The sequence below is a fragment of the Undibacterium sp. WLHG33 genome (genome assembly GCF_049544815.1).
Lineage (GTDB): Bacteria > Pseudomonadota > Gammaproteobacteria > Burkholderiales > Burkholderiaceae_D > Undibacterium.
Genome location: NZ_CP186697.1, coordinates 2386108 through 2405418, shown reverse-complemented (window position 1 = coordinate 2405418; position 19311 = coordinate 2386108). Strand labels below are relative to the sequence as shown.

Here is a 19311-nt window from a genome sequence, read left to right as displayed (position 1 = left end):
TTTTTTAATCAGCCTTTCCAGCTGCGCTGCAAACCGGTGTCGGTGTGTATCCAGCCGCCGTTTGCCGTTGCGCGATAATAAAAGCCGACGCCACCCTGACGGAAGCTGCTGATCAGGCCGCCCAGCACTTCTTCATGCAACTGAGAAATGCGGATATCGGCCGCCTTGCCATCCATGTGCAGTGATTTACGCGCTGCAGGCACGCCCTGCTCTATCAGGCGCTTATTCGATTCCGGCGTGCGGTAGCCGGACAAAATTTCCAGCGGCTTGGTCATGCCGAAGCGCGCGATATATGCCTGTGTCGCCCACAGGGTTTCGAGTAATTTCGGGTCCATCGGTGCCGACTTTTTGCCATTCACATCGCGCAATAAGTGACACAATTCCTGATAAGCAGAGTCAATCATCTCGCCGTCTTTCCAGTACAGTAATTTACTGCGTTCGCCGGATTGCGGCCGTATCAGGTCGAGAGTACGCGGCTTGACCCAGAAATCCAGATCGAGTGCCTGTGAATCGAATAAATCCGGCGGTGGTGCTAATTGCGTCGATTTCCCGGCATTGCTGTCATTGCCGTTTGCGAAGGCGGTTTCGCGAAATAAACCAAGTGTGGTCAGAACTAAACTGCTTTTGAGTATGTGGCGGCGGGTTGTCATGAGCCTGATAAATCCGTTGGTGAAGTTCTTAGAACTCATTTCATCAATAGGGATGAGTTCTATATAGTGTACTTCTCTGGCTGGCAGATGTGAATCTGTCTGCAAAATTGACCGTTGATAATCCTGATTCTGCATTCTGTCGCAAACAGCTCCCGGCCATTGCCGTTTTCACATTACACTGAGCAATATTGGAAATTTGATCCTGCGAGATCTGACCTCGAACAGATGTCAGCCCGATGTAACTTCTACTATTGATCACATTCATATCATGCTTAAATCTATCACCTGGACCAGCCTGTTCATCCTCATGCTCGCCGGATGCGACATACAGATTGATGGCAAACACATCAGCAGCGGTAAAACCGTGACCGAAAAACGAACGCTGACCGCTTTTACCAGCATAGAAAACCGCAGTTTTCTTGATCTCGTAATTACGCCCGGACAACCGGCACTCGAGATCACTGCCGATGAAAAACTGCTGCCGGAGATCGAAACCGTGGTCGAAAACCAGCGCCTGATCATCCGTAAAAAAAATGTGACGGTAACCCTAGGTAACAGTCCGCAAGGGAATATCCGCATCAGCGCCAATCAGCTGCAACAATTGTTGCAATCCGGTAGCGGGGATATCGAACTGAACGATGTCCAGGCCGAAAAATTTGAACTGACACAAAGTTCTTCCGGCGATATCAAAGTCAGCGGACACATCAAACAACTCGAACTCAGCGTCGGCGGCAGTGGCGATATCGATCTGCGGCAAGTGCAGTTAGGCAGCGCCAACGTCAATATGCACAGTTCCGGCGAAGTCAGGATGCATCAGCTGACCGATGCCCTGGTTGCCGAAGTTCGTGGCAGTGGCAGCCTGAAAGTCGATGCACTGCAAAATGCCTCTGCTAACATTCATCGCAACAGTTCCGGCGACATCAGTCTGCACGGAGACCTGCAACAATTGCAGGTCGATGCGTCGGGCTCCGGTGATCTCGATATCGATAGCCCGCAGTTAGCACTGGCCAACGTCCAGCTCAATGGTTCCGGTGATCTGATCTTGCGTGGTCATATCGCCGTGCTCAATCTTAATCTGCGCGGTTCCGGCGAAGTCAAGGCCAGCCAGCTCAGCGCCGATAATGTGCGCATCGAAAGTCATGGCAGCGGCGACCTGCGTTTTAACAGCATACGCGAAAGTCTGAAAGCAGACCTGTCCGGCTCAGGCAATCTGCATACCACGCTGGACAATGCGATGTTCGCGGAACTGATTATGTCGCGCAGCGGCGATGTCACTCTTGACGGCACGGCGAAACGGCTGGTGGCCAGACTCAGCGGTACCGGTGATTTGCACGCACAGGAATTAATACTCGACACCGCCAGCGTTAAAGTCACCGGCAATTGTGAAGCACAGGTGAATGTCAAAAAAGCGGGCGGCTCACGGGTGGTGAAGGTGGATCGCAACGGCGTTGTCAGCTGATTGTTATAACGAAGATACTGACGCAGAAATGAAAAAGCCTGATCGCATCAGATCAGGCTTTTTTTACGCCACATGACAAGTTCAACGCTTCACAATCCGGTACTCATGCTGCACCACCAGACGGCTGGTAGCAATCAGACTATTTAACCCCAGTATCAGTTGCATCAGCACCTGCCCCGGCACCAGCCAGATCTGCCCGCGCGGCGGCGACACCTGTGTTACCGTGGTCAGTACCGGCGTGACCCATGCCGCATCCGGCGTCACATCCAGCAAAATATCGCCGTCGCTATTGGTGTGCAGATAGACTTCGCCACCGTGCAGTAAGGTAAAACACACGCCATAACCGGCCTGCGGATTTTTGCCTGCCAGCTGCTGCAATTCGCGATCATACAAATCGAGCCAGGCCTCGACATCGTTGACCGATTCCAGCGAAACCCACGGCAGATCAGGATAATTTTTTTCTGTAGAAATAGCGTTCAATGTCATTCCTTACTTTTTTGGTGCTGTCGTTGCGGATGAAACCGTCGATGCGCCGGCTTCCGGCTTCATCTGACGCACCTGCAAACCACGTTGTCTGAGTAAATCGGTAATGCTGTTTTTGCCGGTGATATGCCCGGCACCGACCACGATCATTACTTTTTTGCCCGCGTTCATCAATGCCACGATCTGATCTGCCATTGCCGGGTTGCGGTCATCGAGCAAGAGCTTCATGAGCTTACGCGAACCGGCATCCTTATTCGCCGTGTCTTCCAGCATCGTTGCCAATGCCTCGGCGTCACCGGCTTTCCAAGCCTGCACCATCTGCGCAGTATCCCGCGCGGCATCGCCATTACTCAGGCTTTGTAAAGTCATAGACAGCATCGCATCGCCATCTTCATCACTGAGACCACCCAGCATGCGCGCCTGAAATTCCAGACTTTCTAATTCCACCAGTTGCTTGCCGTCTTTCTTTGCTCTTTTGATGAAATGCAGATCCACACCCTGCGCCGGATCATAGCCCTGCTGCGCCACGATACCTATCATCAGACCCGTCGCCACCATCGCCGGTTTCAGGCTCTGAAACTGCGCGGCAGAAGCCCCTAAAAATTTCTGCATGCTTTCCCAGGTCGCTTTCTGCACATGATTTTCCAGCTTGTCCGGCGCAGCATACGTCAGCAAAGGCATCATCTTGCGGCTGAATTGCGTATCGCTAGCATCCACCTCGACAGCCAGCGTATCGGCTTGTTGATACGCGTTTTGCACTGCGGCTGGCAAAGGATAAAAACTGGCTTTAGCAAGATGAAATGAGCCAAATAAATACGCTGTATTCGTCGCCGATTTCACTTCCCACATAATGCCATTCGCAGGCGTCTCATCCGCTGCCTGCGCAAGACCATGAAATGCGATGGCGGCACCTGCCAGTACGCCAATGGCGCGTTTGATTAAGGGGCGCGGAAGATGAAAAAGGGGCATGATAGATTTTCTCTTATTCTGATTTAGGCTGGCTCAGCAAAGCTTTCAGATTGGCGAGCCGCTCTTTTGGTGTCAGGGCTTCGGCTTCTGTGGGAACGGCGTCGCCTTCGTCGAGTTTCATTTCTTTAATAAAGCGTGACGGATCGCAATGTACGGGCACACCTGCCCGCTTGCGCTTTTTGCACCAGGTGATATGCAGGCTGCGCTGCGCGCGTGTGATGCCGACATACATCAGGCGGCGTTCTTCTTCTATGCGTGCCGCCAGAATTTCTATCGGCGTATCGGGGTCGCCTTTATGCGGCAAAATGCCTTCTTCGACGCCGACCAGAAACACGTGCGGATATTCCAGCCCTTTCGACGCGTGCAAGGTGGACATGCGCACCGCATCGGGCTCTTCGTCCTTGCCTTCCATCATCGACATCAGCGCCACCATCTGCGTCAGATCGAGCAGGCTGCGGTGATCGTCGGTGCCGTCTTTACCGCCGCTGCCTTTGGTTTTCAGCCACTGCGTAAAATCGAGCACGTTTTGCCATTTATTTTGCGCGGCGCGGTCATCGAAGCTGTCGTACAGATAGCCTTCGTAATTGATTTCCTTCATCAGATCATCCAGCAATTCGCTGGCATGACCCTCGCGGTGGGCATGCGCTTCAACCTGATTGATGAAGGTGCAGAATTCGCGCAGCGGGCGCAGTTGGCGATCAGTCAGTTTCGCTTCGATACCGCCCTTAAACACCGCCGCGAACAGCGAACATTGCCATTGCCCAGCGAATGCGCCCAGCACTTCCAGCGTCGCCTGACCGACCCCGCGTTTCGGCGTCGTGATTGCGCGGATGAACGCGGGGTCATCGTCTTCATTCGCAATCAGGCGCAGATACGCAATGATGTCTTTGATTTCGGCGCGGTCAAAAAAACTCTGGCCGCCGGAAATGGTGTACGGAATCCGTTCGCGCCGCAGCGCCTGTTCGATCACGCGCGCCTGATGGTTGCCGCGATACAGGATCGCGTAATCAGAATACTTGGCGCGCCGCTCAAAGCGATGCGCCGAGATCATGATCGCGACTTGTTCCGCTTCCTGCTCATCATCCTGCATGCCCAGCACTTTGACCGGATCGCCGAGGCCATGTTCCGACCACAGCGATTTTTCAAACAGCTTGGGATTATTCCCGATCACGGCATTCGCCGCCTGCAATATGCGGGTACTGGAACGGTAATTCTGTTCCAGCTTGATAATTTCCAGATCCGGAAAATCGACTTGCAGGGTTTTCAGATTTTCTATGGTCGCACCGCGCCACGCGTAAATCGCCTGATCATCGTCGCCCACAGCAGTAAACATCGGCTTTTTACCGATGCCGGTGACGAGTAATTTCACCAGCTCATACTGGCAGGTATTGGTGTCCTGATATTCATCGACCAGCAGATAACGCAGACGGCGCTGCCATTTGTCGCGCACCTGCTCGTTGCTGCGGAACAGCTCGACCGGCAGCCGGATCAGATCATCGAAATCCACCGCCTGATACGCCGACAGCGTGGCGACATAGCTTGCGTAGATGCGCGCCGCCGTGGCTTCGTCGTCATCTTTGGCCTGTTTCAATGCCAGCTCTGGCGTGATCAGCGCATTTTTCCACAGCGACATCGCGGTCTGTATGCGGCGGATTAATTGCTTGTCGGTGGTGATGGCCAAATCCTGCACCAGCGAAAAACAATCGTCGCTGTCCATAATCGAAAACCGGTCTTTCAGCCCCAGCGCCTGCGCTTCCTGCCGTAAAATTTTGACGCCCAGCGAGTGAAACGTCGAGACCGTCAATTGCTTGGCCTGACGCGGCTCCGCCAGCAGTTTGGCGATCCGTTCCTGCATTTCATGCGCGGCCTTGTTGGTAAAGGTCAGTGCCGCAATATGCTTGGGCTCGTAGCCATGCAGCTCGATCAGATTGACGATTTTCTGCGTGATCACCCGCGTTTTGCCCGAACCCGCCCCGGCCAGCACCAGACAAGGGCCGTCCATGTAGTTCACTGCATTGCGCTGGGGAGTATTCAGGCCGTGGGACATCGTGGTCATCGAAAAAATGGGGTTATATCCGGATTATCTCCATGAATTTTCATGGAGATATTATTGTGTACGCTCAGACTCAGATACAAATCATCATATTTTCGACAAGCAAACGACATCAGTGCTTCAGCGGGATCGTCAGATAGTCCAGCTCGGCAATTTATTGGTTTGTTTCAGCCATGGATAATCAAAGCAATAGCCACCGTTTTCCACTACTGCACCGCTACCGTTTTTCGCAGATGGATGCTTGTGTTCCGGTGGATATGCGTCAAGCGAGGTAAAGTGTGTCACGTAGGATCTGCGTGTTAATTCCTCATTCAGAATCTTGCTTCCTTCGTGAGATAAATTGCCGTGCCAGATAAATACGTCGCCCTTCTTAGGACAGAATACTTCTGGTTCGATACCGGCATTCTTCATCCGCTCAGCCAAATAAACCGATAATTCGTGGGGCTGACGCTGACTGTCTTGCTCGAATAAGATGCTACCTTCACCCCAATCAAAAAAATCGCTGATCTCTGTTTTGTGTGAACCTGGATAGTAGACCAACGGACCTGATTCCGGATGAATATCTTCAAGAGGAATCCAGCTCGCCGCCAATTTTGCCAATTGCGTCTGGCATCGCACATACGGATAGTCGACATGGATCGACTGCTGACTTCCCTTGTAGAAAGTCAGTGACTGCAAAGCACAGGCAGGTGATTGAAATACATGTCCTAAAAAAGAAGATACTTCTTTTACCAGACTGAGCCGCGCAGCAGCCAAAGAAACTGTCTGTATGCTGTTGAACTTCACCCCATCCAGACTCAATTCCTCTTCAGAAAACTCGCCAATCGGTTTGATCACGCCTCTGAGTTCAGCGTAAAGTTCGAAATCACGATAATGTTTGCGCAGATACTCTATGTCGCCGACCAGAGCATCAATTAAGTCATGCGGAACCACTTGTTCAAATGCGACATATCCTTTCTCCCGCCAGGACGTTAATTTTTCATGTAAGTCAAAATCAACGCTATCGCCATGACGTTTAACGTATTCATCAATATTGGCATTTTCCTGATCAATCCATGTGGCGGAATTGATCCAGTCTTTTGGTAAAAATTTTTTCATCATCAGTCCTAAACTTTCAACTCGTTTTGGCATGCAAAAACCTGATGGCATTATACGGGAGACAATTTCCTCTTAAGCAGATTTTTATATCTAGGGTTTGAAGAAGCGGCAAATCAATAAGACTTCCCAATCAGAGAAGAAGAGTAAACTAATGTGCATTCACTATTGAGGCATTGCCATGAAATTCGAACATTTAATCGAAATTAACGACATCCTGAATCCCTTAGCCGAAGTCATCACCCGCGAACAATTGTGGCGCGGGCTGGTGCTGCGTGCCGAGTCACCGAAGCTGTTTGTGTCTTACCTTGACGATGCGCTGATCGAAGACCGCACCGAAGCCAGCATGACGCGCACCCTGAAATACGGTGAGCTGAGCGTCACCGACACCGTGCGTTTTGTGCATCTGGAGCACGTGCATTACGATGTCCCCGCGCAGGGCGAGATACGCCAGTCATCGTTGCGTATGACGATAGAAGAACCGCAGCCAGACTCGCTGTTTGTGCGCTTTCAATACGACGATGGTGCGACCGAAGAGCAGGACAAAGAGAACGAAATGTATAACGACTATCGCCGTTCCGCCTATCAGGCCGCCGACATCGACACGATACGGCAGATACGCGAATTTGCCGAAGCAGGTCGCCTCGACGCCTTGCCAAGTTAAGCGCCGCCCGCAATCTCGCCGATCTGTATTGGCCTGAACTGGCTTGCGCTGACCTGCACCGAACCCAAAAACGCGGCTGTAAGGTCAAATAATACTGGGGGGAGTATATTTTAAAGCCCAATGTTTATAAGGACATAAGGGGCAAAATGGCAGATACTCCCCATTTTTTTCATTTTTGCTGGGTATATACAGGCAAAACACGCCGCTATCAACAACGTCGCCAGCATCATCATCAGCAGTACCAGGCTGCGATAAACCAACGCTAAAACCGCGTAAGGCAGCGACTCCGCATCAACGCCGCAATGACCCACAAGCAAGCAGCGTGCGACCAAATTCGCATCCCCTTTGTTGCCCCGCCTGCGCGTGTCAGGCGGGATTTCTTCGTCTGCCCGCCGGATTCTGGGATAATGGCGCGAATTCCTGTTTCCAACCTCACCTTCTAAGGTTCATCATGATGAAACGTGCCGCCAAATCTGCCGCCCAACCTGTTGCTGAGATTCCGGCAGCACCCGAACCATTTCAGGCAAAAACGCTCAAGCGCAAGCAATTCGCCAGCACTGGCGACGTGCATATTCAGGGCGATGTGACCATCACCACGCAACTCATCGTTGGCGGTGATCTGCTGGTGGATGGCGATCTGATTGCCGAAGAAGTGTTTTGCCTCGGCAAACTCACCGTCACCGGCGATATTCAAGTGCAATCGCTGTACATCGGCCAGACGCTCGATGCGGGCGGCAATATCGATGTCGAATTCCTCGTCAAAACCGGCTGCAATGCCGAATGGATGGCGCGTGTGCTGGAACTCGATCAGCGCAAACTCAAAGAAGGTGAAAACTTTATCGATCTGCTGGTGCATCCGGCAATCCTCGACCGCCAGCAACACAACGACGTGTTCGGTGGCTTTGGCGATATTCAGGGGCTGGGTTATTTATCCTGTGCCGATCTCGATTGCCAGGGCAACCTGCAACTCGATGACGACCTCGAAGCTGGCGAAGTGCAATTCGTCGGCGGCCATCTGGCTGCCAGCGCGATCCACGTTGCCGGTGATTGCAATTGCCAGGGCGAAGTGTTCAGCGAAACCAATATCGAAGTCGAAGGCAGCCTGTTTGCCGGTGAAATCGTCTGTCAGGGCAACGTCGCGGCAGGTGCGATCGGCTGTCAGGGCGACATCAGCGCCTGGGGCAGCATCCGCGCCAAAGGCGAACTCAGCAGCCTGTTTGGTGAAATCCACGCCGGGCGCTGGATCGCCACCGCCGCCACTTTATACGCGGCGAAATATATCAAGGCAGGTGAATCGGTGATCGGTGAAAAAGGCATCCACTGCGGTAAAGACTACGGCATTTTCGCTGGCTCCACGCTGCCACGTTCGGCGTGGGCAAAGCAAGGTATGATCTCTGCCGACAGCAAACCGCGCCTGATTTTGTCGGGTGAATTTGTCGAAGGCAAAAAACTACGCCACATCGACGCGCTGGAAAAAAAGCGCGATAAAGAACTCGACTGGGAAATCGCCCGCCGCGTAAAACGCGAAATGCTGGCGGAGTAAAACCGGAACGCATCTCATCCATAGGAAGAGTTCTGAAAAGCGGGCATCTCAGATGTGCCCGCTTTTTCACATCATCGCCGCTTTGTTTTATGCAGGGCGACCACCATCATCCGTAATCGCCACAGACGTGATCTTCGACAAATCAATCGCCAGAAAAAGCTTCACGCCGTTTTGCTTTACTTCATAGCGTTTGAGCGCAGACGGCGGTAACTTTCCAGCGGACAGATAAGCCAGAAAATCATTCTGGAAATTTTTCAGATCCCCCTGACTGGCGAGTTCATAACTCGCAGCCGTACCGTTATTAAATTGAAGGAAAAGATTTTCGTTGCCCATTTTGTTACTCCTTTTTCTGAAGTGGCACGCAGACCACGGACATCAACGGCGGAAAACAAATAACTGAATCAACACTGCCAGCTCGAGCAAGGTCGTGAACCGGCCCACGTCAGATGATCTTGCAACGGATAACCGCATCTTCATCAAATCCATAAATCGCACACAGCCTGTGGTAGCCATCGGCAATAATCACTTTGCCGTTGCTTTCATCTCTGACCAGTAACAGCGGCGACAACGCAACGCCGTTCGCGATTTTCTTTCTGTCTTTCTCTACGTGCGAATTACTGATGCCGAGCAAAGACAATTGTGACGCCCTGAAAATATCCTTGGATTTAAACTCAACGATCGCCGCCTTTCTGAGGCGAGCGACCATGTCAGCGACCTTCTTATCGTTGTAGATAATTCTCAGATAAGAATCAGCCGCCGGATAGTCATGCTCCTCAACATCAGGCAGCCATACAATTTTTTCAGATGCACTGTTTTTAGCCATTGTTCACCTCATGAATGAGTATAAAAACGATCGGTCATCGCCTTGCGGCGATGAAATCAGAATCAGGGTACACCAATGGCAGCAAGTCCATCATGCAGAAATCCCGATGACGGTGCGAGCCCCGAACTTATGCCTCTCCTGTGACGGAAATAAACCGCTAGCTGGGTCGCAAAACGTCAACCGGAAGACATTGTTCCGCCTGTTCTATCGTTTCAAACAGTTGGCCTTCTGAAGGCGACCAAAAAAGAACCTGATGCTCCAGTCTTGAAAACCACCTGAACAAAGCGCCAAGTTGATTGATCTGCGCCGGTTCTGTCCGGATACACATATCGACGATTTCGCGATACGGCAAATCCTGATTATTATTGAGTCGGATTTGCAGTGCGCTGTGCCCCCAGGCATCGGTCGTGAACAATTGCATACGCAGGTAATAGGCAAACCTGTCTTCGGCGCGCTCAGAACCAAGCTCCCACAGATAAACACTTTGCGCATGCTGGGGAAACTTCTCGTATGCATCCGCCCATTCGGTCAGCGTATCTGCACCAAGGTAAAACTCAAGCGCACTAGAGGTCGATCCATTCGACACCGACATCACCAGATTCAAGTGATACGGCTCTTCGTAAGGGTATCTTGTGATGCAAATATAGGGAGTCATATTCAACTCGATTGAGTGGGGTACATGCGCACTATCTGACGGTCTTGCGTTCGTGCCAGCGCTGCCTGTGCGACAACTGCCCCGATGAGCGCGAACAGCATGTCGGATTGTGTATCCCAAGGATCGCCCTGAGTACCAAGAAATTCGTCAGCGCCCTGCCCGAGCGAGATGGCAGCGGCCCACTCGATGAGTTCATACGATGCGCTGATGGCGAGCACAACACAGGTCACCAGAAAGCCCAGCATTTTTCCCGCACGGACATATCCGCCGCGCAGCAAAATTTCCCGCGCCGCCAGCGCCGGAACAAAGCCCTGGGCGAAGTGGCCGATTTTGTCGTATGGATTGCGATGCAGACCTAGCGCCTCAGCGATCTGGAAACCAAAAGGTACTCTGGCATAGGTATAAGCGCCACCGACCAGCAAAATAACGGCATGCACGAAAATGCAGATGTAGAGCAAGTGCGTCAGCGGAAAACGCTTGTAGCTTGCAATCAGCACAGGCACGACAATGAATATCGGCAGCACCTCCATCAGCCACGTAGCGCGGTCATAAGGATGCCAGCCAGACCAGGCCAACAGGCCGAGCAGAACGAAGAGAGCGACAAGGAGGGTTTGGGTGCGGGGCATAGGTTGTGAGGTCTAACGCAAAAGTGAGCGGATGGCCGCCCATAAATCAGAAAAAAACTTAACCGTGTTGCGGCCAGCCCGATCGACCGTCCTGTTAGAAGGCGGATTTTTCACTATCGACCATGTGCCACCGCTTCCGTGGTATGTCTCAACGAACAGGCCATAACAATCGCGACAATTCGGACAGTGGAAGTGATAGCGCATTACATCTGGAAATGGTCCATTCGGCTCTAAGGTCAAAAACGACGGTTGTCCAATAAGTTCGCGATCAGACTCGAAACTGTTATAGGCGAGAATGCCATCTGCAATCGCAGTGCGTATTTTTCCAGAAATTCGTGCGAGCTGAATCGGAGACTGAATGCTAATCTCGATGTCGAATTGGTCGCAACTAGCGCAGGTCATTTTCTGTGAGCCTTCTAACGCTGAGCTGATCGGAACTGCGCACATCGCACTGAAACCGAAGAGCAAGTGATTGATTAAATGCCGAACATCGAAATGCCTGCATGCGCAGTTTCCGTGTCGAGCGTCGTGTTAGCGGTCACGTTCTCTCCGCGAAATGTAATCATTCAATAAGGTAAGCGAACTAGTAGGAAAATCATGCTGAACCCAACGCGATTTGTAACCAGCCTCGCCATGCTGTGCTAACACTTTTGACGCGGCATCACGAACGGCAATTCCGAATTCGAGCCGAGTCAACTCGAAGGCAATCAACGGTTCTCCTTCAGAATCAGGGCGATTTCCCCATAACTGAGGAAATGAAAGAATCACTACACGGACTTGGTTGCCATCGCCACTAGTTACAGCCCAACGATATTCGCCAGGCTCTTCATCGAATCCAACAGAAATGCTATGCACGCCCGCCAAAACGGCAACGCCACAAACAACCAACGAACCAAGTGCATCAGAAAGATATGAGGCAGAAATTTCACATTTAGTCTCATTGAATTGGACTATACAGTCTGCCCAACCAGTTCCTGCGAGATTGAAATCGATAGTGAGTGTCATGACCGCTAACGTGTTTTAATTTTCATTTTGCAACATTAACCGTCGATGATAAAACTGTCAACAGTTTGCAATCCTCTTGAAAACCGCATGGATATTAGCTGTATTTGGTTATACTGCTTAAAAATACAGTATAAATAAACTACCAAAAACATCACCGACATCACCAAAACCCCGTTTACCCGATCAGACGCAGGAAGATTGCTTTATCGGAATTTTTGCTTAGTCACGGAAGAACTGTACGCATAGCAGATACCTTAGCTTTCGCTCTCCTACATCGCTATCACCGCAATCATCTGCCTGACCAACACCACACCGCATAAATGTAAATAATTTTTCTTATTTTTCTTTACGGTCGTAAAGATATCTGTCAAATTTCCTTCTTTGCCGGAACTTTTCCTGCGGCGGCGGGTCTGGTTCTGGAGTCGCAATTCGATAATAATGAGCGGAGTACGGCGCTGTTTTGATGTGATGCGTGTTGCTGCGTGTGTGCATCTGGGTGTTTTCCAGACACTGTTTTCGCATCGCACCTGACACTTTTTTGGCGCTATTCACCCGCCCCCACCTGCAACGCGCTGGCTGCACACTGTGCCAGCGCTTTTGACCATAGACGGAGAGTAAGTTGAAACAATCGTATGCATGGAGTCTGGCGCTGGCCGGGCTGAGTCTGGCCAGCAGCCCGCTGAGTTATGCCGATGAAGGCCAATGGCAGCCGCATCAGTTGCCGCAATTAAAAGCGGAGCTGAAACGCATAGGCATCACGATTCCGGCGGAAAAGCTGGCGGATTTGTCTAAGCACCCGATGAGTGCGATGGTGTCGCTGGGCGGTTGCTCAGCGTCGTTTGTGTCAGACAGCGGGCTGGTGGTGACGAATCATCACTGTGCTTACGGCGCGGTGCAACGTAATTCGACAGCCGAAAAAAATTACATCAGTAATGGCTTTCTGGCGAAAACCCGCGCTGAAGAATTACCTGCCGGGCCGGATTCGCGCATGTATATCACCGATAAAGTGGAAAACGTGACGGAACAGGTGTTGAGCGGTATCACGCCAGCGATGTCGGGCAAGCAGCGCCATGAGCATGTGCAGAACCGCATCAAAGCGCTGATCGCGGATTGTGAGCAGGATAAGGCGTATCGTTGCTCGGTGCCGAGTTTTCATCGCGGGCTGGAATATTACCGGATACGTCAGATGATGATCCGCGATGTGCGCCTGGTGTATGCGCCATCGGATAAGATCGGTAATTATGGCGGCGAAGTGGATAACTTTGAATGGCCGCGCCATACCGGCGATTTTTCTTTCCTGCGCGCGTATGTCGGTAAAGATGGCCGCCCGGCGGATCCTTCGGCAGATAACGTACCGTATCACTCCAAAGATTTTCTGGTGGTGTCGGCACAGGGTCTGAAAAATGGCGACCCGATTTTGCTGGCGGGTTATCCAGGCACGACCAGCCGTTATAAATTACCGGAAGAAATCCGCTTTGCGCGGGACGCCAGCTATCCGGCGCGGGTGGCCGAGGCAAAATCCGATCTTTCGGTGATTGCGGCAGCAACGCAAGGGAATGCGAATGCTGAAGTACGTTATGCAAGCGTGGTCAAGAGCATCAACAACCGTCTGAAAAAAACCGAAGGTTTGCTGGCGGGGTTTGCGCGTAAAGATATTGCAGCGATTAAAGATGCGCAGGATGCCGAATTCCGCAGCTGGTTCAGCCAGCACAGTGCCGATCAGAGTCTGCTGAAAGAGCTGGATGCAGTGATCGCCAGTGACATGGCATTGAATGAAGAAGAGTTTGCGTGGAGCGTCGCCACCAATAGTGATCTGCTGAAAGCGGCACGTACTTTATACCGCCTCGCGCTGGAAAGCACCAAACCGGATGCAGAGCGTAAAGCGGGTTATCAGCAACGTGATATCTCGTTTATTTCAGCACGCCTGGCACGTCTGGAACAGTCGTATCTCAGCAATGTGGATCAGGCACGTTACACGGCATCGCTGCAGCGCTATAACCGTCTGGACGCCAAACTTCGCCCACAGGGTCTGGATGTGTTGTTGCCGACACCGGAATTTGTCGCGGCGATGTACCAGCAGTCAGAACTCGGCAATACAGCGACGCGTCTGGCATGGCTGAAAAAAGATGCGGCGGCATTCCAGCAATCAGACGATGCGTTTATCCGTCTGGCAGTGAAGCTGCATGACATCGGCCTGTCACTGGAAGAGCGCCGTAAAGAAGTCGATGGCAATCTGGAACGGGTGATTCCGCAATATATGCAAGCGGTGATCGCCTGGAAAAAATCGCAGGGCAAACCTGTGTATCCGGATGCGAACTCCACGCTGCGCGTGACTTATGGCACTGTTGCCCCTTACAGCCCGCGTGATGGCATCAGCAAAGGCCCGTTCACAACGGTTGAAGGTATCGTTGAGAAACACACTGGTAAAACACCATTCGATGCGCCGGAGAGTTTGCTGACCGCTGTTAAAGAAAAACGTTACGGCGTATTCAAAGACAATGTGCTCGGCACAGTACCGGTGAATTTCTTGTCGAGTGCAGATACCACCGGTGGTAATTCGGGTTCAGCAGTAATGAATAAAAACAGTGAACTGGTCGGGCTGAATTTTGATTCGACTTATGAATCGATCACCAAAGACTGGTACTTTGACAGCGCCATCACACGCGCGATTCATGTCGATATCCGTTACATGCTGTGGGTGATGAAAGAAGTCGATCATGCAGATAATCTGCTGAAAGAAATGACGATACGCTACCCGGCAAAATAAGCAGCGTAAGCAATAATCAACAGCGGCACACCTCTGTAATGATGTGTGCCGTTTTTTATGCTGCATCCGGTGCAGCGGCATTTGCGACGAAAGCAATTCGGCGGTGATCAGCCCGATCGCCTACAATAGCGCCTGTTGGTTCACACAACCCTTGTCCTAAGTGCTCTTCGCTTGTCGCAATATGCGTCATGAAGTGAACAAAACAAGGAGCGCAGCAGCCAGGCCATGAACCCTGTGCCAGCCGCTGGCATCCTGCCCGTTTTTCCCGTCGTATTTTTTATCCTTGTTTTCACCTGCTCCAAGAAAAGTCCCCCATGTCTGACGCTACTGCTTTCAATTCCTTACCTTTATCTGCCGCCATGCTCGCGAATCTGGAGAGCCTCGGTTACACCACCATGACGGCAATTCAGGCAGAAAGTCTGCCGGTGGTGTTGCAGCAACGTGATCTGATCGCGCAGGCAAAAACCGGCAGCGGCAAAACTGCGGCTTTCGGGCTGGGCATACTGGCGAAACTGAATCCCACGTATTTTGCAGTACAAGGCTTGGTGATATGCCCGACGCGTGAACTGGCGGATCAGGTGGCGAATGAATTACGCCGTCTGGCGCGCGCAATCGAGAATGTGAAAATTCTGACCTTATGCGGCGGCACCGCGATGCGCCCGCAAATCGCCTCGCTCGAACACGGCGCGCATATTGTCGTCGGCACGCCGGGGCGCTTAATTGATCACGTCAGCCGCGGCACCATCAATCTGCATACGGTGCAGACGCTGGTGCTGGATGAGGCAGATCGCATGGTGGACATGGGCTTTTACGATGATATCTACACCATCGTTGCGGCCTGTTCACCGCGTCGCCAGACCTTGTTATTCTCAGCGACTTACCCGGACAATATCCGCAAAGCCAGCGAACAATTGCTGCGCGATCCGGTGGAAATCAAGGTCGAATCACAACATGCGGCCAATCACATCGAGCAAAAGTTTTATCTGGTATCACCGGAAGAACGTAATGAAGCCGTCGCGCGTTTGCTGCACCACTATCAGCCGGTATCAACGATTGCGTTTTGTAATACCAAAATTCACTGCCGCGAGCTGACCGAAGAATTGCAGGCGCAGGGCATCAGCGCGCTGGCCTTGCATGGCGATCTGGAACAACGCGACCGCGATGAAGTACTGATCCGCTTTGCGAATCAAAGCTGTTCGGTGCTGGTGGCAACCGATGTGGCGGCGCGCGGGCTTGATATTCAGACGCTGGGCGCGGTGATTAACGTTGATGTCTCGAAAGATACCGAAGTGCATATCCATCGTATCGGTCGGACTGGCCGCGCTGGTGAAAAAGGGCTGGCACTGAGCCTGGCAACACCGAATGAAAAAAAATGGGTCAGGCTGATTGAGGAATATCAGGGTGAAGCCGTCACCTGGGCCGATATCAACGAACTCGACGCAGCGCCGGAACAAACTCTGGCGGCACCGATGATGACGGTGTGCATCATGGGCGGCAAAAAAGACAAACTGCGTCCCGGTGATTTACTCGGTGCGCTGACCGCTGATATTGGGCTGAAAAAAGAACAGGTTGGCAAAATCAATGTCTCCGAGTTTGTGACCTACGTTGCACTCGACCGCCACGTCGCCGTCAGAACAGTCGACAGACTCAGCCGTACAAATATCAAAGGCCGCCAGTTCAAAATGCGCCTGATCGACAGCGTCTAATTATGTGTGCTTAAGCGCGATGTGATCCCCGTCATCGTCACATCATCATGAAGTCGCAAGACTGTCGCGATGCAGCCCGGAAAATTGCTGTAATTTACTGTTTTTGGGGGAGTATCCGGCATTTTCGCTAAGATGTCTTCATAAACAAAGGGGCTGTAAATATACTCCCGGGAGTATATTTACAACCCCAAATGCCTGAAAAACACCTGTGGTGACGCTTTCTGCGCGCTGCCAACAGCGAAACGCTGCGCGTATGCAAGGCGCAGATCGTCTGCTCAGTCCGGTTCAGCGGGACGCCGCATCAGCAGATACACGCCTTTATCTTCGACCTCCACAAAGCCCAGCCGCTGATACAAGCGTAACGCCGGATTAAATTTTTCCACATGAATCTGCACTGCTTTATGCGCAGCCCGCGCCTGTGCAAATACCGCCTGCAACAGATCGGTGCCTATGCCCTGCCCCCGCGTGTCGGCCATCAGCGAAATATCGACGATAGAAATCGCCTCAGGCTGATGTTGCAGATAAAGACGACCGATGTCTTGCTGACCACGCTGCACAATAAAATAGTCCGTCTCGGTATAAGCAGCGTACGCACGTTGTTGCGCCTGAAACTGCATCGTCAGAAACGCGGACTTCTGAGCCTCAGGCCACCCTGTCGGACGCAGTTCTTCGTCACGAACCGACGCATACAATGCCTGCAAAAACGGCAAATCGGCGTCGCTGACAGCGCGCAAGGCAAGTTGGGGATGCTGAAAATTCATCGCAGACAGCATTGCTTATTTTTCGATACTGAACGTCGCGGAATAAGAAACGCCACGCTCTGTTTTCGAAAACGGCACCAGAAAAATTTCCTGCGTCGGCAAGCTGGCATGCTGCAAGGCGTAGATTCCCTGCGGCAGAGCCGTGCTGGCATCACTGGAAAAATTCAGCGAGAAAAAGTGGTATGGGGAAGACGTGGTCGCGCTTTCTTTGACCTCATCGAGTGTCAGCGTCAGGCTCAGGCCGTCACCGAATGGAATAGTGAATTTGGAACCGACATGCGGTAAAAATTGTGCAGCGGTAAAAGTCATATATAGTCAAACGTACAAACAAAAATGCCAGAGCAAGCTCTGGCCGGAATTTAAGGACGCGACGGAAACACGCCGTACAAAGAAATACAGAAATTCAACACACTGAAAGGCTGACGATTTTCGTGCGCAGCACCCTGACCGACAACACTGATCCCCTGTGGTGACAGCGTTGTCAGCGTCGGTGCAGGTGCATCAGTCGTGGCGGCATACAGATTGCCGCTTGTCAGTTTAGACACCAGGTGACCACCGGGCCCCGCCGATACGGATTGACTTGCATTGACAACCAGATCATGCGTATGCGCAGGCATTTCCCCCATAGTCAGACTCACCGCGCTGTCGCCTTGTTGCACACCGACCTGATTATTTTGCGCGCCAATCACGGCCTGCCCCATCAGATTCGGCAAGCCAAAAGTTGTTGTGCCATTCCCGCCATAATTGACACCGAGAATCGAGAACAGGGGGGTATTTTGCTGGATAGGTATCAGCGCGCCATCACAAAATGCCCATTGATAAGGGGCATAATTGAAACCAAACGCGCGGATTTCTCCGATAAATGGATCTGCCATCATGTTCTCCTTAAGCTTGCTGCGGGTAAACGCCGATTGTTGCGATGATGTAATTCAGTGCCGTGGTGGGCATCAGATTACTGTGCGCTGCCTGGCCGCCAACAACAGGGATTGATTGCGGACTGAGCTTGCGTTCCAGCGTGGGATTTGGCACGCCGGAATCATATAAAGTACCGCTGGCCAGCGTTGCTAGCACAGATGCCGCGCCGGGAGTACCGGTACTGGCAACATCCGCACTGCCTTGTATCGTATGGCTATGCGCAGGGAGTTGCGCTTGTGTCAGTGATACATTTGCCACCCCGAATGTCTGCCCCATAACGCGTGGCGTCAGACCGGGTCCACTTCCCTGTCCGACCGGTAAACGGTTACGCAGATCAGGCAGAGCAAATGTGCGGACACCATCGCCGCCGTAGGTGGTGCCCAATAATGTAAACAGGATCTCGTTTTCTGAAATCAACACCTGACTTCCATCACAGGCTAACCAGCCCTGTGGCGCATAGGAACCAGCAAACAAGCGAATTTCGCCAACAAAAGGATCAGCCATTCTGTTCTCCTTAATTTCTGGATGGGAAAATGCCAGTAGTGGCAATGATGTAATTAATGACCAGTGATGGCTGCATGTTTTCATGCGCAGCGCCAGCACCTATTGTCGAGGTCATGCCAGCTTCCATTGGGACCAGATTGGTGGCGGCGCCATAGATGTTGGTCGCCGTTGCGGCAAGTATGTTCTGCGCTGTGCCGCCGACACGCGGAGAAGTTGCCGGCGAACTGGCGACGACAACGCCATGGTTATGCAAAGGTAAATGTGCGGCCTGCAGGGCAACCGTTTCCTGACCACCGGTACGACCTTGTACATAGGTGCTGCCATCCCTGTGCATCGCGACGCGCCCGCGTAAATCCGGCAAAGCAAATGTCGTCTTTCCATCGCCACCGTACTGCACTCCCAACAAAGCAAACAGGGCATTGTTTTGTTGTATGCTCATTAAGGCACCATTACAGAATGCCCAGCCTTTCGGCGCAAACGGAAACGCGCAAATCTTAATTTCACCTAAAAACGGGTCCACAGTGTTCTCCTTAAAGAGTGTGCTGACGCTGAATAGTGTTTACAAATTTTCACTTTTGCAATTTTGAATGATTCAATGATAAAGACTTTTCGTCAATCATCTATTCAGACTAA

General features: G+C 51.9%; 20 protein-coding genes. 5 read left to right on the top strand and 15 right to left on the bottom strand.

Annotation, left to right across the window (positions count from 1 at the left end):
* Positions 1-8: 8 nt before the first annotated feature.
* Complete coding sequence (locus ACOTSW_RS11065) at positions 9-650, bottom strand: YcbK family protein (RefSeq protein WP_423679147.1); 642 nt, start codon at positions 648-650, stop codon at positions 9-11.
* Positions 651-918: 268 nt separating this feature from the next.
* Here ACOTSW_RS11065 and ACOTSW_RS11060 point away from each other — a divergent pair, with 268 nt between their 5' ends.
* Entirely contained in the window at positions 919-2109 is a 1191-nt protein-coding gene (locus tag ACOTSW_RS11060) for a GIN domain-containing protein (protein WP_423679146.1), read from the top strand.
* 81 nt (positions 2110-2190) lie between these two features.
* Here the strand turns inward: ACOTSW_RS11060 and ACOTSW_RS11055 are convergent, their stop codons facing one another.
* From ACOTSW_RS11055 to ACOTSW_RS11040, 4 genes are all read right to left on the bottom strand, one after another.
* Positions 2191-2589 carry a hypothetical protein gene (locus tag ACOTSW_RS11055; protein ID WP_423679145.1) on the bottom strand — a complete coding sequence of 133 codons (399 nt, stop codon included), beginning with the start codon at positions 2587-2589 and terminating at the stop codon, positions 2191-2193.
* Positions 2590-2598: 9 nt separating this feature from the next.
* The gene (locus ACOTSW_RS11050) at positions 2599-3561 is read right to left on the bottom strand and encodes a TraB/GumN family protein (RefSeq protein ID WP_423679144.1); all 963 of its coding nucleotides are present in this window, start codon (positions 3559-3561) and stop codon (positions 2599-2601) included.
* 13 nt (positions 3562-3574) lie between these two features.
* Positions 3575-5617 (bottom strand): UvrD-helicase domain-containing protein, encoded by a 2043-nt coding sequence (locus ACOTSW_RS11045; protein WP_423679143.1) that lies wholly within the window; start codon positions 5615-5617, stop codon positions 3575-3577.
* Between the two features lie 129 nt (positions 5618-5746).
* A complete protein-coding gene (locus ACOTSW_RS11040) occupies positions 5747-6712 on the bottom strand; it encodes a phytanoyl-CoA dioxygenase family protein (protein WP_423679142.1) in 966 nt (321 codons plus the stop codon).
* A 178-nt stretch (positions 6713-6890) separates the two neighbouring features.
* Between ACOTSW_RS11040 and ACOTSW_RS11035 the strand changes: the two genes are divergently transcribed.
* Positions 6891-7373 carry an AtaL-like protein gene (locus ACOTSW_RS11035; RefSeq protein WP_423679141.1) on the top strand — a complete coding sequence of 161 codons (483 nt, stop codon included), beginning with the start codon at positions 6891-6893 and terminating at the stop codon, positions 7371-7373.
* A gap of 451 nt (positions 7374-7824) precedes the next feature.
* A complete protein-coding gene (locus tag ACOTSW_RS11030; RefSeq protein ID WP_423679140.1) occupies positions 7825-8916 on the top strand; it encodes a hypothetical protein in 1092 nt (363 codons plus the stop codon).
* A gap of 87 nt (positions 8917-9003) precedes the next feature.
* Here the strand turns inward: ACOTSW_RS11030 and ACOTSW_RS11025 are convergent, their stop codons facing one another.
* From ACOTSW_RS11025 to ACOTSW_RS11005, 5 genes are all read right to left on the bottom strand, one after another.
* On the bottom strand, positions 9004-9249 hold the full coding sequence (locus tag ACOTSW_RS11025) for a hypothetical protein (protein ID WP_423679139.1): 246 nt from the start codon (positions 9247-9249) through the stop codon (positions 9004-9006).
* A 109-nt stretch (positions 9250-9358) separates the two neighbouring features.
* On the bottom strand, positions 9359-9739 hold the full coding sequence (locus ACOTSW_RS11020; RefSeq protein WP_423679138.1) for a hypothetical protein: 381 nt from the start codon (positions 9737-9739) through the stop codon (positions 9359-9361).
* A gap of 157 nt (positions 9740-9896) precedes the next feature.
* The gene (locus tag ACOTSW_RS11015; protein WP_423679137.1) at positions 9897-10394 is read right to left on the bottom strand and encodes a hypothetical protein; all 498 of its coding nucleotides are present in this window, start codon (positions 10392-10394) and stop codon (positions 9897-9899) included.
* Between the two features lie 2 nt (positions 10395-10396).
* Positions 10397-11020, bottom strand: coding sequence for a DUF2238 domain-containing protein (locus ACOTSW_RS11010; protein ID WP_423679136.1), 624 nt, complete (start codon positions 11018-11020; stop codon positions 10397-10399).
* 531 nt (positions 11021-11551) lie between these two features.
* Positions 11552-12025: a hypothetical protein gene (locus tag ACOTSW_RS11005; RefSeq protein WP_423679135.1), complete on the bottom strand. Its 474-nt coding sequence runs from the start codon at positions 12023-12025 to the stop codon at positions 11552-11554.
* A 643-nt stretch (positions 12026-12668) separates the two neighbouring features.
* Between ACOTSW_RS11005 and ACOTSW_RS11000 the strand changes: the two genes are divergently transcribed.
* Both ACOTSW_RS11000 and dbpA read left to right on the top strand, forming a co-directional pair.
* Positions 12669-14792 (top strand): S46 family peptidase, encoded by a 2124-nt coding sequence (locus ACOTSW_RS11000; RefSeq protein ID WP_423682299.1) that lies wholly within the window; start codon positions 12669-12671, stop codon positions 14790-14792.
* A gap of 314 nt (positions 14793-15106) precedes the next feature.
* Complete coding sequence (dbpA, locus tag ACOTSW_RS10995) at positions 15107-16498, top strand: ATP-dependent RNA helicase DbpA (protein ID WP_423679134.1); 1392 nt, start codon at positions 15107-15109, stop codon at positions 16496-16498.
* 275 nt (positions 16499-16773) lie between these two features.
* Here the strand turns inward: dbpA and ACOTSW_RS10990 are convergent, their stop codons facing one another.
* Genes ACOTSW_RS10990 through ACOTSW_RS10970 form a run of 5 tightly spaced genes read right to left on the bottom strand, consistent with a single transcriptional unit; the run spans position 16774 to position 19198 of the window.
* Positions 16774-17259 (bottom strand): GNAT family N-acetyltransferase, encoded by a 486-nt coding sequence (locus ACOTSW_RS10990; RefSeq protein ID WP_423679133.1) that lies wholly within the window; start codon positions 17257-17259, stop codon positions 16774-16776.
* A gap of 15 nt (positions 17260-17274) precedes the next feature.
* Positions 17275-17568, bottom strand: a complete 294-nt coding sequence (locus ACOTSW_RS10985) for a DUF6916 family protein (protein WP_423679132.1) — start codon at positions 17566-17568, stop codon at positions 17275-17277.
* A gap of 50 nt (positions 17569-17618) precedes the next feature.
* Complete coding sequence (locus ACOTSW_RS10980; RefSeq protein ID WP_423679131.1) at positions 17619-18134, bottom strand: phage tail protein; 516 nt, start codon at positions 18132-18134, stop codon at positions 17619-17621.
* Positions 18135-18144: 10 nt separating this feature from the next.
* On the bottom strand, positions 18145-18678 hold the full coding sequence (locus tag ACOTSW_RS10975) for a phage tail protein (protein ID WP_423679130.1): 534 nt from the start codon (positions 18676-18678) through the stop codon (positions 18145-18147).
* A 10-nt stretch (positions 18679-18688) separates the two neighbouring features.
* On the bottom strand, positions 18689-19198 hold the full coding sequence (locus ACOTSW_RS10970) for a phage tail protein (protein ID WP_423679129.1): 510 nt from the start codon (positions 19196-19198) through the stop codon (positions 18689-18691).
* Positions 19199-19311 lie beyond the last annotated feature (113 nt).

Excerpts from the sequence above, each read along its gene's own strand:
- ACOTSW_RS11065 (WP_423679147.1), bottom strand. The coding sequence starts at position 650 with ATGACAACCCGCCGCCACATACTCAAAAGCAGTTTAGTTCTGACCACA.
- ACOTSW_RS11060 (WP_423679146.1), top strand. The coding sequence starts at position 919 with ATGCTTAAATCTATCACCTGGACCAGCCTGTTCATCCTCATGCTCGCC.
- ACOTSW_RS11050 (WP_423679144.1), bottom strand. The coding sequence starts at position 3,561 with ATGCCCCTTTTTCATCTTCCGCGCCCCTTAATCAAACGCGCCATTGGC.
- ACOTSW_RS11045 (WP_423679143.1), bottom strand. The coding sequence starts at position 5,617 with ATGACCACGATGTCCCACGGCCTGAATACTCCCCAGCGCAATGCAGTG.
- ACOTSW_RS11040 (WP_423679142.1), bottom strand. The coding sequence starts at position 6,712 with ATGAAAAAATTTTTACCAAAAGACTGGATCAATTCCGCCACATGGATT.
- ACOTSW_RS11035 (WP_423679141.1), top strand. The coding sequence starts at position 6,891 with ATGAAATTCGAACATTTAATCGAAATTAACGACATCCTGAATCCCTTA.
- ACOTSW_RS11030 (WP_423679140.1), top strand. The coding sequence starts at position 7,825 with ATGATGAAACGTGCCGCCAAATCTGCCGCCCAACCTGTTGCTGAGATT.
- ACOTSW_RS11025 (WP_423679139.1), bottom strand. The coding sequence starts at position 9,249 with ATGGGCAACGAAAATCTTTTCCTTCAATTTAATAACGGTACGGCTGCG.
- ACOTSW_RS11020 (WP_423679138.1), bottom strand. The coding sequence starts at position 9,739 with ATGGCTAAAAACAGTGCATCTGAAAAAATTGTATGGCTGCCTGATGTT.
- ACOTSW_RS11015 (WP_423679137.1), bottom strand. The coding sequence starts at position 10,394 with ATGACTCCCTATATTTGCATCACAAGATACCCTTACGAAGAGCCGTAT.
- ACOTSW_RS11010 (WP_423679136.1), bottom strand. The coding sequence starts at position 11,020 with ATGCCCCGCACCCAAACCCTCCTTGTCGCTCTCTTCGTTCTGCTCGGC.
- ACOTSW_RS11005 (WP_423679135.1), bottom strand. The coding sequence starts at position 12,025 with ATGACACTCACTATCGATTTCAATCTCGCAGGAACTGGTTGGGCAGAC.
- dbpA (WP_423679134.1), top strand. The coding sequence starts at position 15,107 with ATGTCTGACGCTACTGCTTTCAATTCCTTACCTTTATCTGCCGCCATG.
- ACOTSW_RS10990 (WP_423679133.1), bottom strand. The coding sequence starts at position 17,259 with ATGAATTTTCAGCATCCCCAACTTGCCTTGCGCGCTGTCAGCGACGCC.
- ACOTSW_RS10985 (WP_423679132.1), bottom strand. The coding sequence starts at position 17,568 with ATGACTTTTACCGCTGCACAATTTTTACCGCATGTCGGTTCCAAATTC.
- ACOTSW_RS10980 (WP_423679131.1), bottom strand. The coding sequence starts at position 18,134 with ATGGCAGATCCATTTATCGGAGAAATCCGCGCGTTTGGTTTCAATTAT.
- ACOTSW_RS10975 (WP_423679130.1), bottom strand. The coding sequence starts at position 18,678 with ATGGCTGATCCTTTTGTTGGCGAAATTCGCTTGTTTGCTGGTTCCTAT.